Raw genomic sequence first — 20,429 nt, forward strand, 5'->3', positions numbered from 1 at the left:
GTGCGCTTAAACCCCAATCTCACTATTACGGCAGGATTGTGTTGGTCTGGTTATATCAATCAGGATTTCGGTAACATTTCAAGCCCTTTCTTCAGGTCTTCTGCATTCATAACAGGAGACATTTCCACTTTAGCATTTAAGGTGCTAAAGAAGGGTTCTGCAATAGAAGGAATGTCTGATGGGTCTTTAAGGTCAAACACCATTATACAGGCTCTGCATCCATCCACAGCAAGAAAATAAGAGGCTTCCGGATGTATTTTTTCTATAGTAGCATTGATGGTCTTGCTGAGTGTGCCATTTTTGAGTGCTTGGTTGGACGCGGCTACATCCATCGTCACTTTTAACATTGTACGCATGTTGTTGGGGTTTTGATTTTTAAAGCGTCTGTAAACCAGATCGCTTTAAGATATACAAGCTGGTAAATCCTTTTGTTTTTAAAAGAGGGAGAATTGTACCGTTCTGATATTAAATTCCCGGAGTTTAGGATTATTAACCCGTATAATGATTGAGACCGGCAACCCCTACAATTGTATCTATACAAGTGGGAATTCCGGTAATGTCAACTACAAATATGTCTGGGCCAGTCTTTACGACAAGGCTTTTATTTACTGCAAATAAAAGCAGGCGGAAGCGCATTTAGAGAGAAGCAGATCAAACTATAGACGTATAGTTGCTTTGGTACGATTCATATCGATAACAATAAATAATATAAGAATACTGATGATAGCAGAAAAGTAACACCATACAGATATGAGGTATTCTGTATAAAAGATCTTGGTTGTTATATAGGTAAGGAGTACTGCTAAACCTAATAACCTAAGACTTTTAATACTTGAAATAATTGGAGGAATAACTGTAGGGATAAAGTATAATATACCACTATACTTAGCAGGTGCAAAAGGAAAATACAGAATGTAGTCAATATGGTAGCACTCTATATTCGCACTTACCTTGTAAAATAGCAAACAGTAAGAAAGGTATAGAGCAATCAGAATACCAATCCCTGATATTACAGTGTATATTTTCTTTCGCAGAGGTTCTTTTTCTAATAGCCCTATGGAGAGTGGTACTATTACCGGCCAGATCACTTGTGCAAAGATTAAAAAAGCATAAACAGCTGGCTGCTTAAGAAAGTGGATACCGGGATGAGATGCACTTAACCACACTATGCCTTCTGCAAATTGCTGAACGCAAAAAAGTAAAGGTATGCATGACAACAGGTATTGTGGTTTTGTTGTTGATTTTTTTATAGCGATGATGCCGATAGTTAAAAGGACAGCACTGGCCCCGAAACTTGCGGTTGCTGAAAAACACATAAAAACAAAGCTATTGAAGTTTAGGAGGATGAAAGATGATGAGAATCAATGAATCTGCGATGTGGATCATTGGAAGGCCATATAAGGTTTTCTGTTCGTAAGTACCCATTCACTGCAAATAGGGAGCTTAACCATTTGAATAGTTAATAATGTAATTTATTGGTAATCATAATGTAAGGACATTGTTCAGTAAAAGTGCAAGTTCAATAAATAATTGATTAAAGGGGCAGTCTGGGAATAAGAAGAAAGACTGGAATAGCGGGGGATTCAGGTGGGCAATTAAGGGCCTTAGCCATTTGACACACGATCGATATTGTTCAATCTATATTCTAAAGCCCATACGCTTGACAATGTTAAATAGAATTACTACCAAATGGGTGCAGCCCGCAATTGTCCATCTGAATCCCCAACGATAATTACCCATCTGAATCCCCAACGATAATTACCCACCTGAATCCCCAACGATAATTACCCACCAGAACCCCAGGCGATCCCAAGCGATATGTAATACCCGGGAACGATTGCGTAAAAAAAGTGTGTGGAAAGAAGGGTTTGTAAAAAAAATAAGCATACAATTGCTGGAGTATTTGATGAAGATAGCTCGCTTATCTCTTTCAAAACAAATAATTGGGGCCCTTGTTGATTTGTTTGATTTATTCCACTTTAGATAATCTAGCTTTTTAGTGTCCACTTATGAATAAGTGCAGCGTAGAACCGTTGCAAGGTATCTTAATCCCATTACTGATAGCCACGAGTATGAAAAAAAAATTACTGATTATTCTATTTTCAGTGTTTGGCTGTTTAACTGCAAACGCTCAAACACTTACTGTTACCGGACAGGTTATTGGCGATAATACAAACACACCACTTCCCGGCGTTTCAGTCCTCGTTACTGAAACAAAACAAGGTGTAAGTACAAACGCTGATGGTAAATTTTCGATTACCATAACCGGAAGAAGTTCGGTAAAACTTGCATTCTCTTATATTGGTTATAACTCTCAAACAGTTACCACAAGTGGAGCAAAACCGTTAGTTGTACAACTTAGTAAAAACCAGCGCGACCTTGATCAGGTAGTAGTTGTAGGTTATGCATCCGTACAAAGAAGAGATGTTACAGGTTCTATATCATCTGTAGGTGCCCGCCAAATTAAAGATGTGCCGTTGTCATCAGCAGCGCAGATTTTGCAAGGCCGCTTGGCAGGTGTACAGGTTGTGTCTTCCGAAGGTGCGCCAGGAGCTGAAGTAGTTATCAGAGTGCGTGGAGGAGGATCCATTACGCAGGACAACTCTCCGTTATATATCGTCGACGGTGTACAGGTAGAAAACGCATTATCTGTTATCGCACCGCAGGACATTGCTTCTGTAGATGTATTAAAGGACGCATCCAGTACTTCTATTTATGGCGCAAGAGGTGCTAACGGAGTAGTAATAATCACTACAAAAAGCGGACGCCCCGGCAAAACACAGGTAAGTTATACCGGCTCTGCCGGCTGGGGAGAACTGTCAAAAACAATGTCCGTATTAAGTCCTTACGACTTTGTTCTGTGGCAATATGAAAGAAGCCGCAGCAGCAGTGCAGACAGTTCCGACTTTGCCCGGACATACGGTACTACCTGGGATACTCTTCAGAACTACAAAAATATAGATCCCATAAACTGGCAGAATGAAGTATTTGGACGTAAAGCATTATTCCAGAATCATAATCTATCAATGAATGGAGGTACAGCCGCTACCAATTTCAATCTGAGTCTTACAGCCAATAAAGAAGATGGTATACTGTTAGAATCCGGATTCGACCGTAAAATTGCTAATTTTAAATTAGATCATAAAGTTTCTGATTATGTGAAAACTGGTATTAATGTACGTTACTTAGATCAGGCTATTCTTGGCGCCGGTACTACTAATAGCGGTACCCGCGCTACAAACAGGTTACGTCATACCATTAATTACCGCCCATTTGAATTACCGGTATCAGGAGGAGGGGTGGACGATTTTGATGAAGCTTATTACCTGGCTTCCGGGGGAGCCACAAACCCGGTATTGCTCACACAGGCAGAATACCGGAATCAAAAAACGAAAGCTACTTACCTGACAGGTTATGTGAGTATCAACCTGCTTAAAAACCTAACGTTCCGGTCTACATTTGGATACGATTATACCACTATCAGGCAATCCCTTTTTTATAGCAAAATTACAAATACCGCCCGCCAGTCGGCTTCCCTGCCAATCGCGTCCATAGGAGATCAGAGAAACAGCACCTTCAATAATTCCAATACATTACAATATACCCTTAATAAGTATAAAGGTCACCACGATTTCAGTGTACTGGCAGGTGAGGAAACGGTGGAATTTAAATCAGCCAGCAATAATGTTGAAACCAGGTATTTTCCGGCAGATATAAGCGCGGAAAAGGCTTTGGCAAATATGGGCCTTGGTTCCGCACCCAGTGGCTCTGCTCAGCCTTTACCTTCTTCCACTGAAAATGCGCCTAGCCGGATTTTCTCTTTATTTGGCCGGTTGAGTTATGCCTATAACGATAAGTATCTTGTTACCATTAATCTTCGTGCAGATCGTACATCAAAATTCTCTTCGGACAATGGTACACTTGTTTTCCCCTCTGGTTCTGTGGCATGGCGCTTCTCTGCAGAAAACTTTATGCATAACATGAAATGGCTTACAGATGGTAAGCTGAGAATCGGCTATGGCTCAGTAGGAAACAATCGTATCGGAAACTTATTATATCGCCAGTTGTATGGCGTAACAGGCCAGTATGCATTTAATCACTCCATCCTCCCTGGTTTTGCTCCATCAGCACTGGCAAATCCGGAACTACGCTGGGAGAAAAATGTAACAAGAAATATCGGACTGGATCTGGCTTTCTTTAATAATAAAATACAACTCACAATCGATGCTTATAAAAATACTGCGAACGACCTTTTACTGGCAGTGCAGATTCCGCCAACAACAGGATATACTTCGCAGATACAAAATATTGGAGCTACTTCAAATCGTGGGTTAGAAATTCAGTTGAATGCTACTCCAATTCAGAAAAGAGACTTTTCCTGGAATTCGAATTTCAACATTGCTTTTAATAGAAACCGTGTAGAAAATCTGGGAGGTCCTTCGCAAATGACCCGCAGCTCCGGCTGGCAGGGATCCGATGGTGTGGATGATTATCTCGTGAAAGTAGGACAGCCAGTCGGGTTAATGTATGGCTTTGTAACAGACGGGTTTTATAGCATAAATGATTTTAATTATGATGCTGCTACGGCTACATATACCATTAAGCCAGGTATTGCAGTGAACGGTGTTTACGGTACTCCCCAACCGGGTATGTTAAAGTGGAAAGACTTAAATGGTGATGGAAACATTACTGCAGATGGCGACAGAAGAGTGATTGGTAATGCAAATCCCAAATTTACCGGTGGATGGAATAACCAGTTTACCTATAAAAACTTCGATGCCAGTATTTTTGTCAACTTCGTAGTAGGCAATGATATTTATAATGCTAATAAAATAGAATGGACAGATGGTGCCTACTCAAACCTGAACATGTTGAATACTATGAAGGGCCGCTGGACCAATGTCAACAACCAGGGACAGGTAGTGACCGATCCAAAGGAATTAGCTACTCTTAATGAAAAAGCATCAATCTGGTCACCTGTAAAAGTACAACGCTGGTGGTTGCATTCATGGGCTATTGAAGATGGTTCGTACCTTCGTTTTAATAATGTAACCCTGGGTTATACACTTCCTAAACACATAACAGAACGTGCTAAAATTGCCAGCTTCAGAGTATTTGCTACAGTAAATAACCTGGGTGTTATTACAAATTATTCCGGTTTTGATCCCGATGTTACTGCCCGTCGTACCGATCCCTTAACTCCCGGTGTTGACTTTGCCGCTTATCCCCGTTCAAAAACCTGGGTATTTGGTGTAAACGTTATTTTTTAAAACTACTCCCATGAAATATAGATCCTTTAATTTATTAATCGGAACAACTTGTATATTAATCACCTTACTTATCATACAGGGCTGTAAAAAATGGACTGAAGTAAAACCCGGATCTGAATACAGTATTTCAGAGGTTTTTTCAGATGTATCTAATGCAACATCCGCTGTAATTGGAGCATATGATGAATTGCAGGGAGATAATGGATATGGTATCCGGATCAGTCTATATTATCCATACGATTCAGATGAAGGAATTGTTAGCGGAAATATCGATAATGGCCGCAGGGGAGTGGGGCGTTATCAATTACTCCTTACCAATTCGGAAATAACAAACCCCTTCCGGCAGTTATACCGGGGAATAGAAAAAGCAAATCTCTGCATTGAACAAATTCCATTAATGCAATTATATACAACCGGTAGCGACGATCAGAAAAAAGAATTGCGCCGTTTATATGCAGAAGCTTTAACACTAAGAGCCCAGTTCTATCTTGAGCTAATCCGCAATTGGGGCGATGTTCCGGCTCCCATGATTCCATCTTACAAACAGGCAAATTTATTTATTTTCCAATCCGACAGGGATTCTACTTATGATAAATTGCTAACCGACTTAGCTGCTGCTAAAGAATTATTGCCCTGGCGTACAGAAGTGGCACGGAACGAACGTATTACCAAAGGTGCGGCAATGGCATTACGTGCAAGAATTGCTTTATATCGTGGGGGATATGCATTACGCAAAAATGGTGTGATCGAAAGAAAAAGCGATTACATAAAATACTACACCATTGCACGGGATGAATGTGCTGAGTTAATGGCGAAACGCACTGAGCATACGCTGAATCCAAGCTTTGACAATGTCTGGAAAAATGTAACATCCTTCAAATACGACCCTCTGGGAGAAATCTTATTTGAAGTAGGCGCTGGTGGTGGTAACTCTAACAGTGATAGCCGTATGGGTAACTATGATGGTCCTAATGTGAATGCTGCGTCCCGCTATGGTGCCGGGGGAGGAGGAGTTATTATGTTACCCTGTTATTTCTATGCCTTCGATTCTGTAGATACCCGTCGCGATGTAACTGTTACTTCATACCAGGTTCCTTCTGCTACAAATATTAAATCTCAGCGTCGCTTAGGTGAATTGAATACAGGTAAATATCGTCGCGACTGGAGGGTTCCTCTTTTACCCGGCAGTGTTTTGAATGTGGGGTACAACTGGGTATTAATCCGGTTTTCAGATGTTCTTTTAATGTTCGCTGAGGCAGAGAATGAAATTAATGGAAGCCCTACCGCGGCTGCTATTACCGCTTTTGAAGAAGTACGTAAACGGGCATATAAAGGTAATGAAAGCAGTATCGGTATAACCCCTTCTACTAAAGATGCCTTTTTTACTGCCATCGTAAATGAACGTTATTTGGAATTTGGTCATGAAGGCATCCGCAAATTTGATTTAATCCGCTGGAATTTGCTGGCACAAAAACTTGCAGAAGCAAGAACAAAGCTCCAGCAGATCCGCGATCGTCAGGCCCCATATAGTTTCGTTCCTCAATACATATATTGGAAGAACACAGGTGAAGAGATTCAATATTATACTGAAAGTAATACAGCCGCTACTGCTGTTCCGTGGTACAGACCAACACAAGTGCCAAATCCTGCCACAGGATGGACAAGAGTTGATTGGGCCCAGCAACTGACTTCAGCTAATTCTATAGACAATCTACCGTTGTGGCAAGGTTTCGCGAGATTTTTTGTTTCAGGGAAAAGTGAGTTATTCCCATATGACCAGGCTACTTTAGATTCCTATCAGGGGCGCCTTACTCAAAATCCCGGATACTGATATTGTTGAAATAATACCAGATCTTAAAGGGATTATCTCCACATATCAAATATAGGGATGGGTTTCAAACCCATCCCTATATTCGATATTACCCTGCTACGTTATCCTGATCAGAATCATCCTTTGGTTCCCAAAGTTCAATAATATTCCCTTCGGGATCCAGCACATGGACGAATTTGCCATATGGATATTCCGCAATTTCATCAATAATGGTCACGTTCTCCTTTTTTAGTTCCTCTACCAGAGCAACGATATTTTCCACCCGGTAATTAATCATAAATGGCTTGACCGACGGATTGAAATATTCGGTATTCTGCGGAAACGTACTCCAGGTCGTGGATCCTTTTTTCGACGGATCATCGGCCTGCCGCCATTCAAACGTTGTTCCGTATTCACTGGTAGCCAATCCAAGGTTTTTGGCGTACCATTCGTTCATACTTTGCGGATTATCGCATTTAAAAAAGACGCCGCCAAGGCCCGTTACTTTTTTCATATTTAAACGTGTTTTGGACAATTTCCAACTATTTTTGGACATTACTAAATCTGTTTTCAAATCTCCTGTTAATACTAATGGCAGTTTAAAGTTTTATCCATATCTCTTATACCCATTGAACTTTTAGGCTTCAGGTATGTTTACTTTCCTGGAATTAAATATTATTATATGATGCATAAGACTTAATTTTCTGTTGCCGGTTCTCACCAATAATCAATCTCTGAACAAAAAATATTCTTTTTATGAAAACATCCTTATTGATGTTACATGGAGCTATTGGAGCATCCAGTCAGTTGAAAGCTATAGCAGAACAATTATCTATAAACTATGAAGTACATCTTTTCGATTTTCCTGGTCATGGGGGTAAGGATCTGCCTGTTGAACCATTTTCTATAAAACTTTTCTCAGATGCTGTACTGAGTTACATACAAAAGAATAACCTGCAGAAGCTAACTATCTTCGGCTATAGTATGGGTGGTTATGTAGCAATGTATCTTGCTAAGCACCACCCACAGCTGGTAGATAGGGTTGTTACACTTGGCACTAAATTTCATTGGAACGAAACAATTGCTGCAAAAGAAATCAAAATGCTGGATACTGCTGCCATAGCCACAAAAGTTCCGGCGTTTGCTGCTGCTTTGGCAGAGATGCACGCTCCGAACGACTGGAAAGAAGTAGTGTTACGTACAGCAGATTTACTGGCAGAAATGGGTAAGGATAATCCTCTGAAACCTGACGATTATAAAGAAATAAAGATTCCATCTTTGATCCTGCTGGGCGATAGGGATAAGATGGTAACGTTTGAAGAAACTATTGCTACCTATAAGAATCTTCCTGATGCTCAAATGGGAGTATTGCCCGGCACACCTCATATTATAGAACAGGTGAACCCGTCGTTAGTGACTTATTTTATATGAGAACACACCATAGAAAATGAAGTGCCCCCTGAAGTTAAACACTTTAGGGGGCACTTCAACTTATGGGTACAACCAGTAATCCCACCTGAATTCAAAGTGTTTACAATGAATTCATATTGGTTATCAGGGTTACCAGTGTACTGGCCGATACCGCGGTAGGGTTGAAGCTAAATGATACGTAATCCAGTCCCGCAGCTGGTGCTGGAATGGTCACAGTTTTCTGTTCAGCATAAAACACTCCATTGATGCAGGATATAGCCAGGAAAGTCCCTTGCAAACCCACAGGAATAGTGTTCTGGTAGCTGAGAAATCCTTCAAAACCTGCTGGTGGGGTGAAGATGGTGTTATACAATTTAATGATCGTATTTTGACCCAGAGGTTTGAAATATAACATAGAAGGCTCTTCTCCCGTGTAACTGATACCTGTTGCCGGATTGTAATTGGTATTGAAATAAACAAGTACTGTTGTTTTGGGATTCGTACTGTTAGCCAGTGCGTCGCAGTTTCTCCATTGCATCAGGCTATCCAGGCGGAAGTTGTAGGTGCTGGTGGTACCGTCAAACAATGCAAAGGATGCGCTGGAGCTTGTAACTGGTTGCCAGTCTACCCCTTTATTGGCACTAACCTGTGTAGATACGGTTGTAAACTGGTTAACATAGTTAAATCCCGCGGTGCTAACAGTTATTGTAGTATCTCCTGCCCACATCGGAACTCTTTTCAGCTCGCCTTGTCTGGCAGGAACCTGTACTATTACAGCGCTATCCGGACGAAGTTTCAATTCCACACCGCCTTGCTGGGCGCTCACAAAAAACTCTCCATAAGATACCAGGGCCTCTCCGGTGCTGGTAGAAGTTTGCCTGTCAGCAAAAATCATATTGGAAGGTGTACTGATCTCTTTTATGGAAATCGTTACATTACCGGTTACAGGGCTGCCATTAGGATATACAAGTGAGTTCCTTGTAAACGTATAAATGGTGCTGGATTTGGTTTTGACCTGGGGCCGTTCCTGTAGGTTGATCGTAAATCTTTCAAATGCAGGACCTTTGTCCCGGAGAAACTTATGTAACTCCAGTCCATCCTGACTGGCAGCCGCCGCGATTGTACTTTTAACAGATAATTTTTCCGTGGGATTCTCTTTCATTTGTTTGGTACATGCGCCAAACAACAGGGGCATAAGAATGCAACAAGCAACATAGATGGGTTTTGTTCTCATACAATTGATTTAAAGTTTAAAATGGGGAATAGAAATTGGGTCTCAGTGGTATGTTCAGCGATTATAGGTTTATATGCAAAATAGTATCTTACACTGAAATACTACAGCAGACAGAAAATAACTCCTTGTTTTACATACCTTTATTTCCGATCCGCAATCCCCCTAAAGTTATTTTCACTACCACTTATGAACAATATCCTCCAATATATCCGAATTTGTCCCGCATGGGTATATTTCTCTACATGAATACAACCTCTTCTATAACGATTAAACCATTATGCAGAAAGGATTTCATCGGCAGGGCATGCAATTTGGGCATGTTTTAAGTAATCATAATTTTTTAAACTAAAATTTAAATGTTATGGCACATACTGCAGGTGTAAGACCATCAACCGAAAGAAATACTCAGGGTGCAGCAAAATCAGGTAAAAGCGGTAAAATGGATAATTCAGAATTTCATCATTTTTTTATGGATGAAGTGAAAGATATCTATTGGGCCGAAAAACACCTGATGAAAGCGCTGCCTAAAATGAAGAAAGCAGCAACCAGCCCTGAATTAGCGCAGGCTTTTGATAAGCATACGCATGATACACAAATGCATATTGAAGCATTGGAACAGATTTTTGGACTAATGGGAGAAAAACCAGCCGTTAAAAAATGTGAGGCTATGGAAGGCTTATTGACAGAAACTGATACAATGATAAGTGCTACAGATAGAGATACAATGACCAGAGACGCTGGTTTAATCATGGCAGCACAAAAAATGGAGCACTACGAAATAGCCACCTATGGTACTTTAAGAGCCTTCGCGAAAAATATGGGTCGCACAGATGTTGTGAGCCTATTGCAGAAAACGCTTGATAATGAAAAAGCAACAGATGTTGCATTAACAGAAATTGCTGAAAGAAGAATTAACGAACAAGCAAGCGAAGAGTAGTTTAGGCGTTTGTTAATCCATAGGTCAATAATTGATTAAGGGCTTGTCTTCAGACAGGCCTTTTTAATGCCCGATACCCTGATTATTTCTGATGAGGTTGATGAAATGCCCCCGTTGATATCCATCATTAATATGATTAATCGCAATCATTGCAGCGGAATGTTAAATGTTGTCAATTTGTGCTGAATCAGTTCATATCCTTAATTCATAAACAAATTGATAACTCCCGAAAAACTAATTCTATGCGTAGTAACATTTTTTTCCAACCTTACATGATTGCTAACATGATCGCTATGATCATGATTCTTATTGCCATTACAAAACCTGTTTTTGGCAGAGTGCTTTTGTCGTTTATTTTTATGGCGGCCGCTTTTATAAATGCTGTTATCGTTTTTTCACATCCCGAGGTGTACAGAACATATGCCAGCATGACAGCTTTAATTTCATACGAAAATTTTATTAACGGTTCTTTTAGCGATCACACAGTTGCCTATGTGTTGGCAATTGCTGCAGGTCAGTTACTGGTCGGACTTGGACTTGCAAAGGGTGGTGTATCTGAAATCTTTGCGTTGTTGGGGGCCATCATTTTCTTTTTAGCAATAGCTCCTCTTGGGGCCGGTGCATCATTCCCTTGTACTATTGTATTGGCAATAGCCTGCATGTTTATGATGAAAAAGAGGAAAGAAGGTCCATTGTTCAATTTGCTGATAAAACCTGGTATTTTTAAACGAATTAAATTCCAGGATCTTGAAAGGACTTAAAAAAACATGATGTTATGAAAAAGATCTTTTTAGTGTTAAATGGTGCAAACACTGCCAATACAATAGCTTTTGCCTGTTATATAGCAGGCTTCAGCAAAGCCCGGTTGATAGGTGTTTTCCCGGGGGCTTACAGTACAGAACCGGTTTTGAAACAAGTATTGGGAATGGCATATGTAGAATCTAACATAAATGGCGATCTGCCTGTCAAGAAATTACAACAGCAGCTTTTTGAAGATATATGTGAAAGCAAAGGAGTTCCTTATCGTGTGTTCAAAGAGCAACGGATCACTGCCGAAGAAATGATTGCAGAAAGCCGGCTGGCAGATCTTATCATCATAGACACTATTGCAGATTCACAATACCAGACGGAAGTAGTACGGAATAAATTAACCAGGTCATTACTAACAAATGCAGAATGCCCTGTAATGATATCTCCTGCTTTTTTCAAACCAATTGAAGAAATTGTTTTCTGTTATGATGGCTCCGCTTCCGCTGTTTTTGCAATGAAACAACTCTCTTATCTCCTGCCCGGACTGGAAGATGTGAAAGCAATAGCATTACAGATAGGTGACGTGGATAAACAGAAAGCAACTGAAAATAACCGGTTAAGGGAGTGGCTGTGTGGTAATTACCGGTATTCCGATGTAATAACGATAAAAGGAACCCCGGATAAAGAATTATTTAATTTCCTGTTAAAGAAAAAACACACACTTGTAGTATTAGGTGCATATGGCAGAAGTATGATATCCAGGTTCTTTCATCAAAGCCATGCAGATCAGCTTATAGAGACATTGCCTTTCCCTGTATTCGTCACTCACTATTAATTATATAATAGCTTTTATTTCAGAATGCGTGAGAGATTTCCTCTTGCGCATTCTTATTTTGTATCATTAACAAAGGATTAAATTGGTTTAGTAACGGAATTGATTTGTAATAGCTTAATTTGCATTGAATTGTCTGTAATTAGTTAAAGCTACCCCAAAATCTATCCTCATGGCAACAATATTACTTATAGAAGATAATAAGGATATCCGTGAAAATACAGCGGAAATTCTGGTAATGGCAAATTACAAAGTCCTCACAGCTCCAGATGGTAAAGCTGGTGTACAGATGGCTGAAGATAATCACCCGGATCTTATTGTTTGTGATATTACAATGCCTGTGCTTGATGGATATGGAGTGATCCATCTGCTGCACAAGAAGGAAGATCTGCGTAACATCCCATTTATTTTCCTCACTGCAAAGGCTGAACGTATGGATCTGAGAAAAGGGATGGAAGTGGGAGCGGACGATTACATTACTAAACCTTTCGATGCAACTGAATTGTTAAATGCGATCGAATGCAGATTGAAGAAAGCTGAAATGCTTAAAAAGGAAATGAATGAAGGACTAAAAGGAATGGAATCGCTGTTGTCTACAGTTTCAGGAAAAGACTTGTTACAAACACTTCGCGAAGAACGCCATATAAACTATTACAAGAAAAAGCAGTCCGTATATACAGAAGGTAATCACCCTTCCTGCCTCTATTACATTGTAAAGGGGAAAGTTAAATCCTACATGCGGAATGATGATGGGAAAGAGCTGATCACCGGAATATATAAAGAAGGTGATTTTATTGGATATATTCCCTTGCTTGAAGGAACTACTTACAAAGAAAATGCTGAGGCAATAGAGGAAACACAACTGGCTATTGTTCCACGGGAAGATTTTGAAGAACTTACACATAGTAACGTTCAGGTACTACAAAAATTTATACAACTGCTTGCAAAAAATATTTCTGAAAAAGAAAGCCAGCTACTGAGCATTGCATATAGTTCTTTACGGAAAAAAGTAGCAGATGCACTGTTGTTCATCACCAATAAATATAATCCGGTACATAGCGAAACGTTCAGTATCGACATTAGCAGGGATAACCTGGCTGCCATTGCAGGTGTTGCCAAAGAATCACTTATCCGTACCCTGGGCGACTTCAGAGATGAAAACCTGATCACTATCACAGGTGGAGAGATCTTCATTACCGACAATAAGAAAATTGCAAGCATGGCAAACTAAGTACCTCTGCCCAATTTATGCCATTATACAATGTATGAAAATGATATCCGTTATATGCTATAATGATAGCTATCATTGAGTAAGCGCTGTGTTTGGTTTATCTTTGGAGTACTAAAATCCACGATATGAAAAAGATAGTAGTTATAATTGATGCCCTGAATTTTAAAGAAGAACTTCTGGATACGTATCAGCATATAGCAAATATCCTTAAGGGCATGTTAACCATCGTATTTCTCGAAGATGAAAATGGTCCGGAACTTATGGTACCAAGCTTCACAGAAGGAATTCCTTCATATAAACATGAAATAGTACTAAAGGCTGTCAGGGAAAAAGAACGCTTAATTAAAGAGAAGGCAACGTTATTGGAAAAAGGATGTAAAGAGCGGAATATCTCATGCAGTTTCCATAAAGACAAGGGAATACCCGTAGATGAAGCAATTGTTGAAAGCCGTTTTGCCGACCTGCTACTAATCAATAGGGATATCTCTTTTTCAATGCTGTACGATTCAAACCCTCCCGGTTTCCTGAAAAATATTCTTACTGATGCACAATGCCCGGTATTGGTATTACCCGATAAACTGACTGACTTCAAAGAAGTAATATTTGCATATAACGGTACCTTTTCTTCTATGTTTGCTATCAGACAGTTTATTCATTTGTTCGCAGAACTGCCGCTAAAAGTGGAGGTCGCATACGTTGCCGAAAATAATCTTCATGCTATTCCACATAAAAAGCAGTTAAAAGAATACCTTGATACATATTACTCTACCATTGAGTATAAGGAGTTGAAAGGTGAAGCCGACGAAGCAATCATGAAGCTGTTAAGTGGAAAAAAGAATTGCATCGTAACCTTCGGAGCATATGGCAGAAGCCGGTTTTCACGTTTCTTCAGACGTAGTAGTGCCGATAATATTTTACGGGGAATTGACATGCCTGTATTCATTACTCATCTCTGATACTGAACCATCAATAGAATTGATTTATATCACCAGCCATTGTTATAGCTGTCCCATCAGGAAAAGTAAAATGATCAATGAAGAGAATCACTGGAATTACTATGCATATTATGTTATATGGTGACTACCATCAGTTTTTGTTTGATTAAATGGCCTGAAAATATTCTATATTTATACTACTGTAACCATATGCCGGCGGAGTCTTAATACTTTGAAATATGAAAGATTTTGAAGGCGCCAAAGAAATTGGCTTTTACGCATTGTTTAATGGTGCAGCCATTGGAATCCTTGTTACTGATGAGGAGAGCAGGATCTTACAAGCTAATCCTTTCCTGTTACAGATGTTTGGTTATTCTCACGCAGAGCTCATCGGTAAATCCCTGGAATTGCTGATGCCTACCCGTTTCAAAGAACGGCATATAAAGCACCGTACAGATTATCAGGATCATCCCCGCTCCCGTATAAAGGGTACCGGATTTGAGTTATTCGCCAGGTGCAAGGACGGCGCCGAATTTCCTGTTGAGGTTAGCCTTGGACCATATTCTTCAGCAGGAGAGAATTATGTGATCGCATTCGTCAATGATATATCTCATAGTAAAGTTGAAGAAGAAGATTTAAAACGGCTTAATGCTGAACTTGAAGGAAAGGTGGCTGAGCGTACCTTTTCCCTGAAAAAAACAGTTCAGCAGCTTGAGCAACAGATGAAGGAAGTAGAAGCGAAAGATCGGGAGCTTCATATCGCACTGAATAGAGAAAGAGAGCTGAATGAATTGAAATCCCGCTTTGTATCCCTTGCCTCCCATGAATTTCGTACACCCCTTAGTGCTATCCTTTCATCTACTTTCCTCGTTTCTAAATACGCAAAAAGTGCCGATCTGGTACAACAGGAACGGCATTTAAAAAAGATCTCTGCATGTGTTAATATGCTAACCGATATGTTGAATGATTTTTTGTCTGTCGGAAAAATAGAAGAAGGAAAGGTGGAGGCCCGGTATGTTGTTTTTGATTTGTATAAATATCTTAACAATATAGTTGATGAAATGAATTGTATTGTCAAGCGGCAACAGGTCCTGAAATATACGCACGATGGGGATCATAATGTGGAACTGGACCCTTCTTTATTAAGGCATATTATAACTAATCTCTTATCTAACGCAATCAAGTTTTCACCGGAAGAAAGCCCTATAGTAATGCATACAAGCTGTTGTGAAAATGGAACCCTTACTATGAAGGTAAAAGATCAGGGAATGGGTATCCCACTGGAAGACCAGCCTCACCTTTTTGAACGTTTCTTCAGAGGCACGAATGTTTCTTATATCCAGGGTACCGGACTTGGATTACATATCATTGGCAAATATGTTGACCTGATGGAAGGATCGATCATCTGTGAAAGTGAATTAGGAAAAGGAACAGTATTCACTATTACATTCAGGCACAAGAAGTCTGTCCCGTTTGCTGAATGTAATTAAACCCTGTTACTTAAAAATGTGCAATAAGTACAGGAACGTTATGATTCTTTATTACATCTGTTACAAAACTCCGGTGAAAGAGTTGAGAAAAACCAGATCTGCTATAAGCACCACTTACAAGCATTGGCTTGTCAATATCATTCAACCAGCTGGTCAGGTATTCCTTGGGATTTGCGCCCAGCTCATAAAAACTGATGTCGCTGAAATGATTAGTTGTCAGTTCTCTTATAAGGTGTTCATCCGGTATACCTTCTCCGGGTTTATGCTGAGCGTATAAAAGTATCGTTTTGTTATCACACAGATGAGGAAATAAGCTGATAAAACTTTTAATAGCATATACCGAAGATTGTCCACCATCATATGCCAGCACAATACTTTCGGGAAACGGTGTGTTCTCAGGCATAACCACAACAGGACATTCTGTCTCGTGCAATGCATCCCGGAGGTATTCATTCGGTTTTCCCTGTCCCAGGTTTTCATAAAACTTCTGCCCCCCCAGAATCATCATATCTGCAAACCGGCTTTCTTTTTGTAACCCCAGCAGGGCATAAGAAGAATGATCCTTATGGATTTGGAATTCTATACCGTTTTCTAAACACTGTGATTCAAATTTATTTATCGTATCCTTTATCAATGCAGGATCTCTGTCCTCTACCGGCTGCATATACATAGAACTGCCGCTAAATGCATAACTCCAGGCTGGCATAAAATCTGCCGGTGGCAGAAAAACGCCTTTTAGCAGGATGGGTTCAAGCTCATTCATCTTGCGGGCAAATTCAAAGGCCCCTTCTGAATAATGGTTACCATCAAAGGATAATAATACCTTTTTCATATGTAATGGATTTTACCCAGTAAAGCTACCAAATGATTATCCCGGGGGCAATGACAAAAAGGGGAGTGCCCCGTTGATTTAAATCATCATTTCCGATGATGAGCCTCATTTTTTTACAATCACTTTTGGTAGTTCTTTGCATCATAAACGTTTTATTATGTTTATCACAACTCCTGAACAATACGCTTCCAATAATGCTGCTATTGCAGACATCTTTCATCGGATTGCAGCCTGTTATAGGTATCTGGGGAATTACTATAAACAAATGAGAACATATGATAAGGCTGCCGCAGCCTTGCATCACCTCAAAGAAGATATCAGCATATCTCTGGAAAAAGATGCCTGTTTTACTGATGATATCCGCTTTGAGATAAAGGAATTTCTGGATACAGGCTGTATTCAGCGTTATCAGCACTTTAAGCGGAATGTACCGGTAGAACTCCTTGAATTGCTGGAAGTAAAAGGTTTCGGATCAGGCATTGTGAAAGCACTTCATGAACAATTACATATCGATAATCTGGAGCAATTGAAGGCTGCTGTGCTGGCAGGAAAACTGAAAGATGTTCAGGGGATCAACCCTGCGAAAATGGAACATCTGCGGCGTAGCCTGAAACTTTATAAAACTACTGAAACAAGATGGTTCCTTTGGGACGCTATTTTACGGGGAAATGAAATCCTCCGTGTATTAAGACTTTTGCCCGGAGTTGAAAATGCTTCCTTTGCAGGTAGTCTCCGCCGGGGATGTGAAACAATAGGAGATATAGATATAGTACTGGAAGTGGAAGAATGCAACCGTGAAGAGTTCCTCATTGAGTTTATGCAACTGCCTCACGTTGAAAATGTAGCAGGATCCGGCTGGAACCGCGTTTGTGCTGTATTGTATGGCAATCTCCAGCTGGATATCAGGATGACAACTGCGCAGTCTTTTGGTGCTGCTTTATTGTACTATACCGGTGTTAAAGAACATATTTCTCACCTGTACAACCTGGCAGAGCAAAAAGGATATACCCTCACAATGGAAGGACTTTTTGATACAGCTACGCTCAGTTACCTGGCAGGGAAAACAGAAGAAAGCATTTATGCCAAACTAAACATCCAGTATATTCCACCTGAACTCAGAGAAGGGGAAAACGGGGTTAGCCAGGCATACCGGCACATGCTGCCCGACTTATTGACTCATTACCAGATAAGAGGAGATATGCGGATCTATGTAAATCACCATGCTGGTAATAGTATTGAATCTATCATCCATTACGTAATAAATGCTTTTCCTCATTATGAATATATGGTTGTCATGGAACACAGTGAGTTCTTCCATGATGGAAATAACAGGGATTGGTTGCAAAACATTGATGATGCCAATGCCCGGCTGGGATTACCTTTTCTGAAAAAGGGAGTATCAGTGGAACTACTCCCGGATGGTACACTCGATTTGCCGGATGAATTTTTGAAGCAATTCGATTGGGTTACAGCCGTAATCCATCAGGATCTGGACAAAGACATTACCAGTCGACTGTTAAAAGCTTGCGAAAATCCACTCATCAATTGTATTGGCAATCCTTCGAACAGGATCATCGGACAAAGAGACCCTTCTATTGTGAACTGGCAGCTCCTGTTCGACAAAGCAGCTGCTACAGCCACAGCATTAGAGATTAATGCTATGCCGTATAGCCTTGATCTGAAAGATGAACTCGTAAGGAAAGCCGTAGGAAAAAAAGTATACTTTGCCATCAGTAGTTGCGCAGAATCATTCCTTCACTGCGATTATATGCAGATGGGTGTAACCGTCGCCCGGCGCGGATGGTGCACACCTGCAAATGTATTGAACACTATGCACTGGAAAGATATCGAAAAATTTAAACATGCCAGGGAAAGTGCTATTACCTGGGAATTGGCAGGACTATGCCTCATAAATGGGAAACAGTAAATCACATGAAATCTATACCTTCCCTTCTATGGAATCTATGCCACTTTTTAAATTTATTTTGTAAAATATTGATACCATATACCTTGAAATGAAAAACCTTTGAAATCTATGTCACTTTAACTTTTTATAAAAATATTACTTCCGGATACCTTGAAATTTGAAGATACTATGCCTCATTGACAGAGTACCTCGTACCAGATAGAATCTATGCCACTTTTTATTTTGTAAAATATGTTCTTTCCCGATACCTTTGATTTTACAGATGGTATATCTCATTAACGGAAAACAAGATACCAGATGAAATCAATTCCTTTTTTACTTTTATTCTGTTTTTTTACCTGTAAAGTATGCTCCCAGATCATCTTTGACGATAATAGCATGCGTGCAAAAATCGTTTGGTTATCAGAAAAAGGAATAGAGAATCGTAGTATATTCAAAACATACCTGGAAGAATGTGATCTGTTAGGCCTGGATTCCTGTAATTATGAATATGATTTTAACGAACAATCTCAATTAACAAATCTTGAAGACTCTGTAGCTGCCGATCAGAGAATAACAATGGCAGTTAAGCATTTTTTTTATGATGTTGCCTATGGGCGAAACGTGCCGAAAGTTGCTTATAATGGCCTTAATGATGAGATCTGTCAGGATATCTCCACGAAAATTTTAAAATCATTAAATGAGGGAACCTTCAAATACCTGTTGCAGGAAATAGAACCTGCCAGTCCGGAATATATCGCCATTAAAAAAGCAATCGCGCAATATACATTAATGCCGCATGAATCAACTCCCATAACATCCTACATTGTAGATAGTACCAACCATCCGCTAATAGAAAAATTATACAGTCTGGGTTTCCTGGATACACTAAATTATCAGTTACCGGAAATATATATAAGGCAGCAACTGAGAAAAGCGCAACATTTATTTGAATTGTATGAAGATGGTGGATTACGCCCCGGTGTATTCGACGCTTTGAATGTTCCGTTATCGGTCAGAATTCAGCAGTTGAAACAATCACTTAACGTATTTCGCTGGCTGAACTGTTACAGGGAAAATAAACAGATCATTGTTGTAAATATACCCTCCGCAAATCTTTTCTTTTATCAGGGAAACAGTATCCTGTTATCTTCACATACTGTTGTCGGGAGGAGGGCTACACCTACACCTACCTTATGCAGTAAGGTTACGGAACTGGTGATGTATCCTTACTGGACAGTACCTTATTCAATTGCAACAAAAGAATTACTCCCTGCTATCAGGAATAATATATCATATCTGGCAGCTGGAAATTACCAGGTATTAGATAAACAAGGCGTGGTGCTTAATCCCTATGATATTAACTGGAAAGCTTTAAGTTCTAAAAACTTTCCTTACACAATCCGTCAGGCAAATGGTTGTGATAATTCATTGGGTATTATGAAGCTGAACTTTTTTACTCCTTATGATGTATATCTGCACGATACACCATGGAAAAACTTTTTTTCTTATAATCAACGTTACTTCAGCCACGGTTGTATCAGGGTAGAAGAAGCAATGGCATTGGCCCGGCTCGTAATGCCGGCACGGGCCAATGAAATAAATCATCTCGCCGAAATGAAAAAAACATCTGATGGTAAACCTGTAATAATGAAATTGAAGGATCCTATACCTGTATTCGTGCTGTACCAGGTAGCCTGGCCCGATGAAAATGGTATGATCAGATTTTTTAAAGATGTGTATGGGAAATATGATTGGATAATTCTTACTATAAGATGACTTTTTTATCCAT

The 20,429-nt window shown here is 39.9% G+C and carries 16 protein-coding genes; 11 read left to right on the top strand and 5 right to left on the bottom strand.

Translation table 11 applies throughout. The annotated features are described in order from the left end of the window. Positions 1-59: 59 nt before the first annotated feature. Both BM176_RS14365 and BM176_RS14370 read right to left on the bottom strand, forming a co-directional pair. The gene (locus BM176_RS14365; RefSeq protein ID WP_090104107.1) at positions 60-356 is read right to left on the bottom strand and encodes a hypothetical protein; all 297 of its coding nucleotides are present in this window, start codon (positions 354-356) and stop codon (positions 60-62) included. Between the two features lie 300 nt (positions 357-656). Beyond that, entirely contained in the window at positions 657-1,316 is a 660-nt protein-coding gene (locus BM176_RS14370) for a DUF6629 family protein (protein WP_090104109.1), read from the bottom strand. Between the two features lie 756 nt (positions 1,317-2,072). Between BM176_RS14370 and BM176_RS14375 the strand changes: the two genes are divergently transcribed. Then, positions 2,073-5,270 carry a SusC/RagA family TonB-linked outer membrane protein gene (locus BM176_RS14375; protein ID WP_090104929.1) on the top strand — a complete coding sequence of 1,066 codons (3,198 nt, stop codon included), beginning with the start codon at positions 2,073-2,075 and terminating at the stop codon, positions 5,268-5,270. Between the two features lie 10 nt (positions 5,271-5,280). Further along, positions 5,281-7,101 (top strand): RagB/SusD family nutrient uptake outer membrane protein, encoded by a 1,821-nt coding sequence (locus tag BM176_RS14380; protein WP_090104111.1) that lies wholly within the window; start codon positions 5,281-5,283, stop codon positions 7,099-7,101. Positions 7,102-7,189: 88 nt separating this feature from the next. Here the strand turns inward: BM176_RS14380 and BM176_RS32920 are convergent, their stop codons facing one another. Beyond that, a complete protein-coding gene (locus tag BM176_RS32920; protein WP_090104931.1) occupies positions 7,190-7,594 on the bottom strand; it encodes a VOC family protein in 405 nt (134 codons plus the stop codon). A gap of 242 nt (positions 7,595-7,836) precedes the next feature. On the opposite strand from BM176_RS32920, the gene BM176_RS14390 reads away from it, so the two are divergent. Then, on the top strand, positions 7,837-8,511 hold the full coding sequence (locus tag BM176_RS14390) for an alpha/beta fold hydrolase (protein ID WP_090104113.1): 675 nt from the start codon (positions 7,837-7,839) through the stop codon (positions 8,509-8,511). A 100-nt stretch (positions 8,512-8,611) separates the two neighbouring features. Here BM176_RS14390 and BM176_RS14395 read toward each other — a convergent pair whose 3' ends face one another. Further along, positions 8,612-9,724: a hypothetical protein gene (locus BM176_RS14395; protein ID WP_143097806.1), complete on the bottom strand. Its 1,113-nt coding sequence runs from the start codon at positions 9,722-9,724 to the stop codon at positions 8,612-8,614. Positions 9,725-10,085: 361 nt separating this feature from the next. On the opposite strand from BM176_RS14395, the gene BM176_RS14400 reads away from it, so the two are divergent. The 6 genes from BM176_RS14400 (at position 10,086) to BM176_RS14425 (ending at position 15,899) form a co-directional block, all read left to right on the top strand. Then, complete coding sequence (locus BM176_RS14400; protein WP_090104117.1) at positions 10,086-10,661, top strand: YciE/YciF ferroxidase family protein; 576 nt, start codon at positions 10,086-10,088, stop codon at positions 10,659-10,661. A 242-nt stretch (positions 10,662-10,903) separates the two neighbouring features. Continuing rightward, positions 10,904-11,422, top strand: coding sequence for a hypothetical protein (locus BM176_RS14405; RefSeq protein ID WP_090104119.1), 519 nt, complete (start codon positions 10,904-10,906; stop codon positions 11,420-11,422). A gap of 14 nt (positions 11,423-11,436) precedes the next feature. Continuing rightward, positions 11,437-12,246 (top strand): universal stress protein, encoded by an 810-nt coding sequence (locus tag BM176_RS14410; RefSeq protein ID WP_090104122.1) that lies wholly within the window; start codon positions 11,437-11,439, stop codon positions 12,244-12,246. A 169-nt stretch (positions 12,247-12,415) separates the two neighbouring features. Continuing rightward, complete coding sequence (locus BM176_RS14415) at positions 12,416-13,474, top strand: response regulator (protein ID WP_090104124.1); 1,059 nt, start codon at positions 12,416-12,418, stop codon at positions 13,472-13,474. Positions 13,475-13,599: 125 nt separating this feature from the next. Then, the gene (locus BM176_RS14420) at positions 13,600-14,430 is read left to right on the top strand and encodes a hypothetical protein (protein WP_090104126.1); all 831 of its coding nucleotides are present in this window, start codon (positions 13,600-13,602) and stop codon (positions 14,428-14,430) included. Between the two features lie 218 nt (positions 14,431-14,648). Beyond that, on the top strand, positions 14,649-15,899 hold the full coding sequence (locus BM176_RS14425; RefSeq protein ID WP_090104128.1) for a PAS domain-containing sensor histidine kinase: 1,251 nt from the start codon (positions 14,649-14,651) through the stop codon (positions 15,897-15,899). Positions 15,900-15,909: 10 nt separating this feature from the next. Here BM176_RS14425 and BM176_RS14430 read toward each other — a convergent pair whose 3' ends face one another. Continuing rightward, positions 15,910-16,731 (bottom strand): adenine nucleotide alpha hydrolase family protein, encoded by an 822-nt coding sequence (locus BM176_RS14430; RefSeq protein WP_090104130.1) that lies wholly within the window; start codon positions 16,729-16,731, stop codon positions 15,910-15,912. A 157-nt stretch (positions 16,732-16,888) separates the two neighbouring features. On the opposite strand from BM176_RS14430, the gene BM176_RS14435 reads away from it, so the two are divergent. Then, a complete protein-coding gene (locus BM176_RS14435) occupies positions 16,889-18,658 on the top strand; it encodes a hypothetical protein (protein WP_090104132.1) in 1,770 nt (589 codons plus the stop codon). Between the two features lie 297 nt (positions 18,659-18,955). Then, positions 18,956-20,416 carry a L,D-transpeptidase family protein gene (locus BM176_RS14440; RefSeq protein ID WP_090104134.1) on the top strand — a complete coding sequence of 487 codons (1,461 nt, stop codon included), beginning with the start codon at positions 18,956-18,958 and terminating at the stop codon, positions 20,414-20,416. Positions 20,417-20,429 lie beyond the last annotated feature (13 nt).

Origin of the sequence: Chitinophaga sp. CF118 (assembly GCF_900112615.1) — a bacterium.
In the GTDB taxonomy this organism is placed as follows: Bacteria; Bacteroidota; Bacteroidia; order Chitinophagales; family Chitinophagaceae; genus Chitinophaga.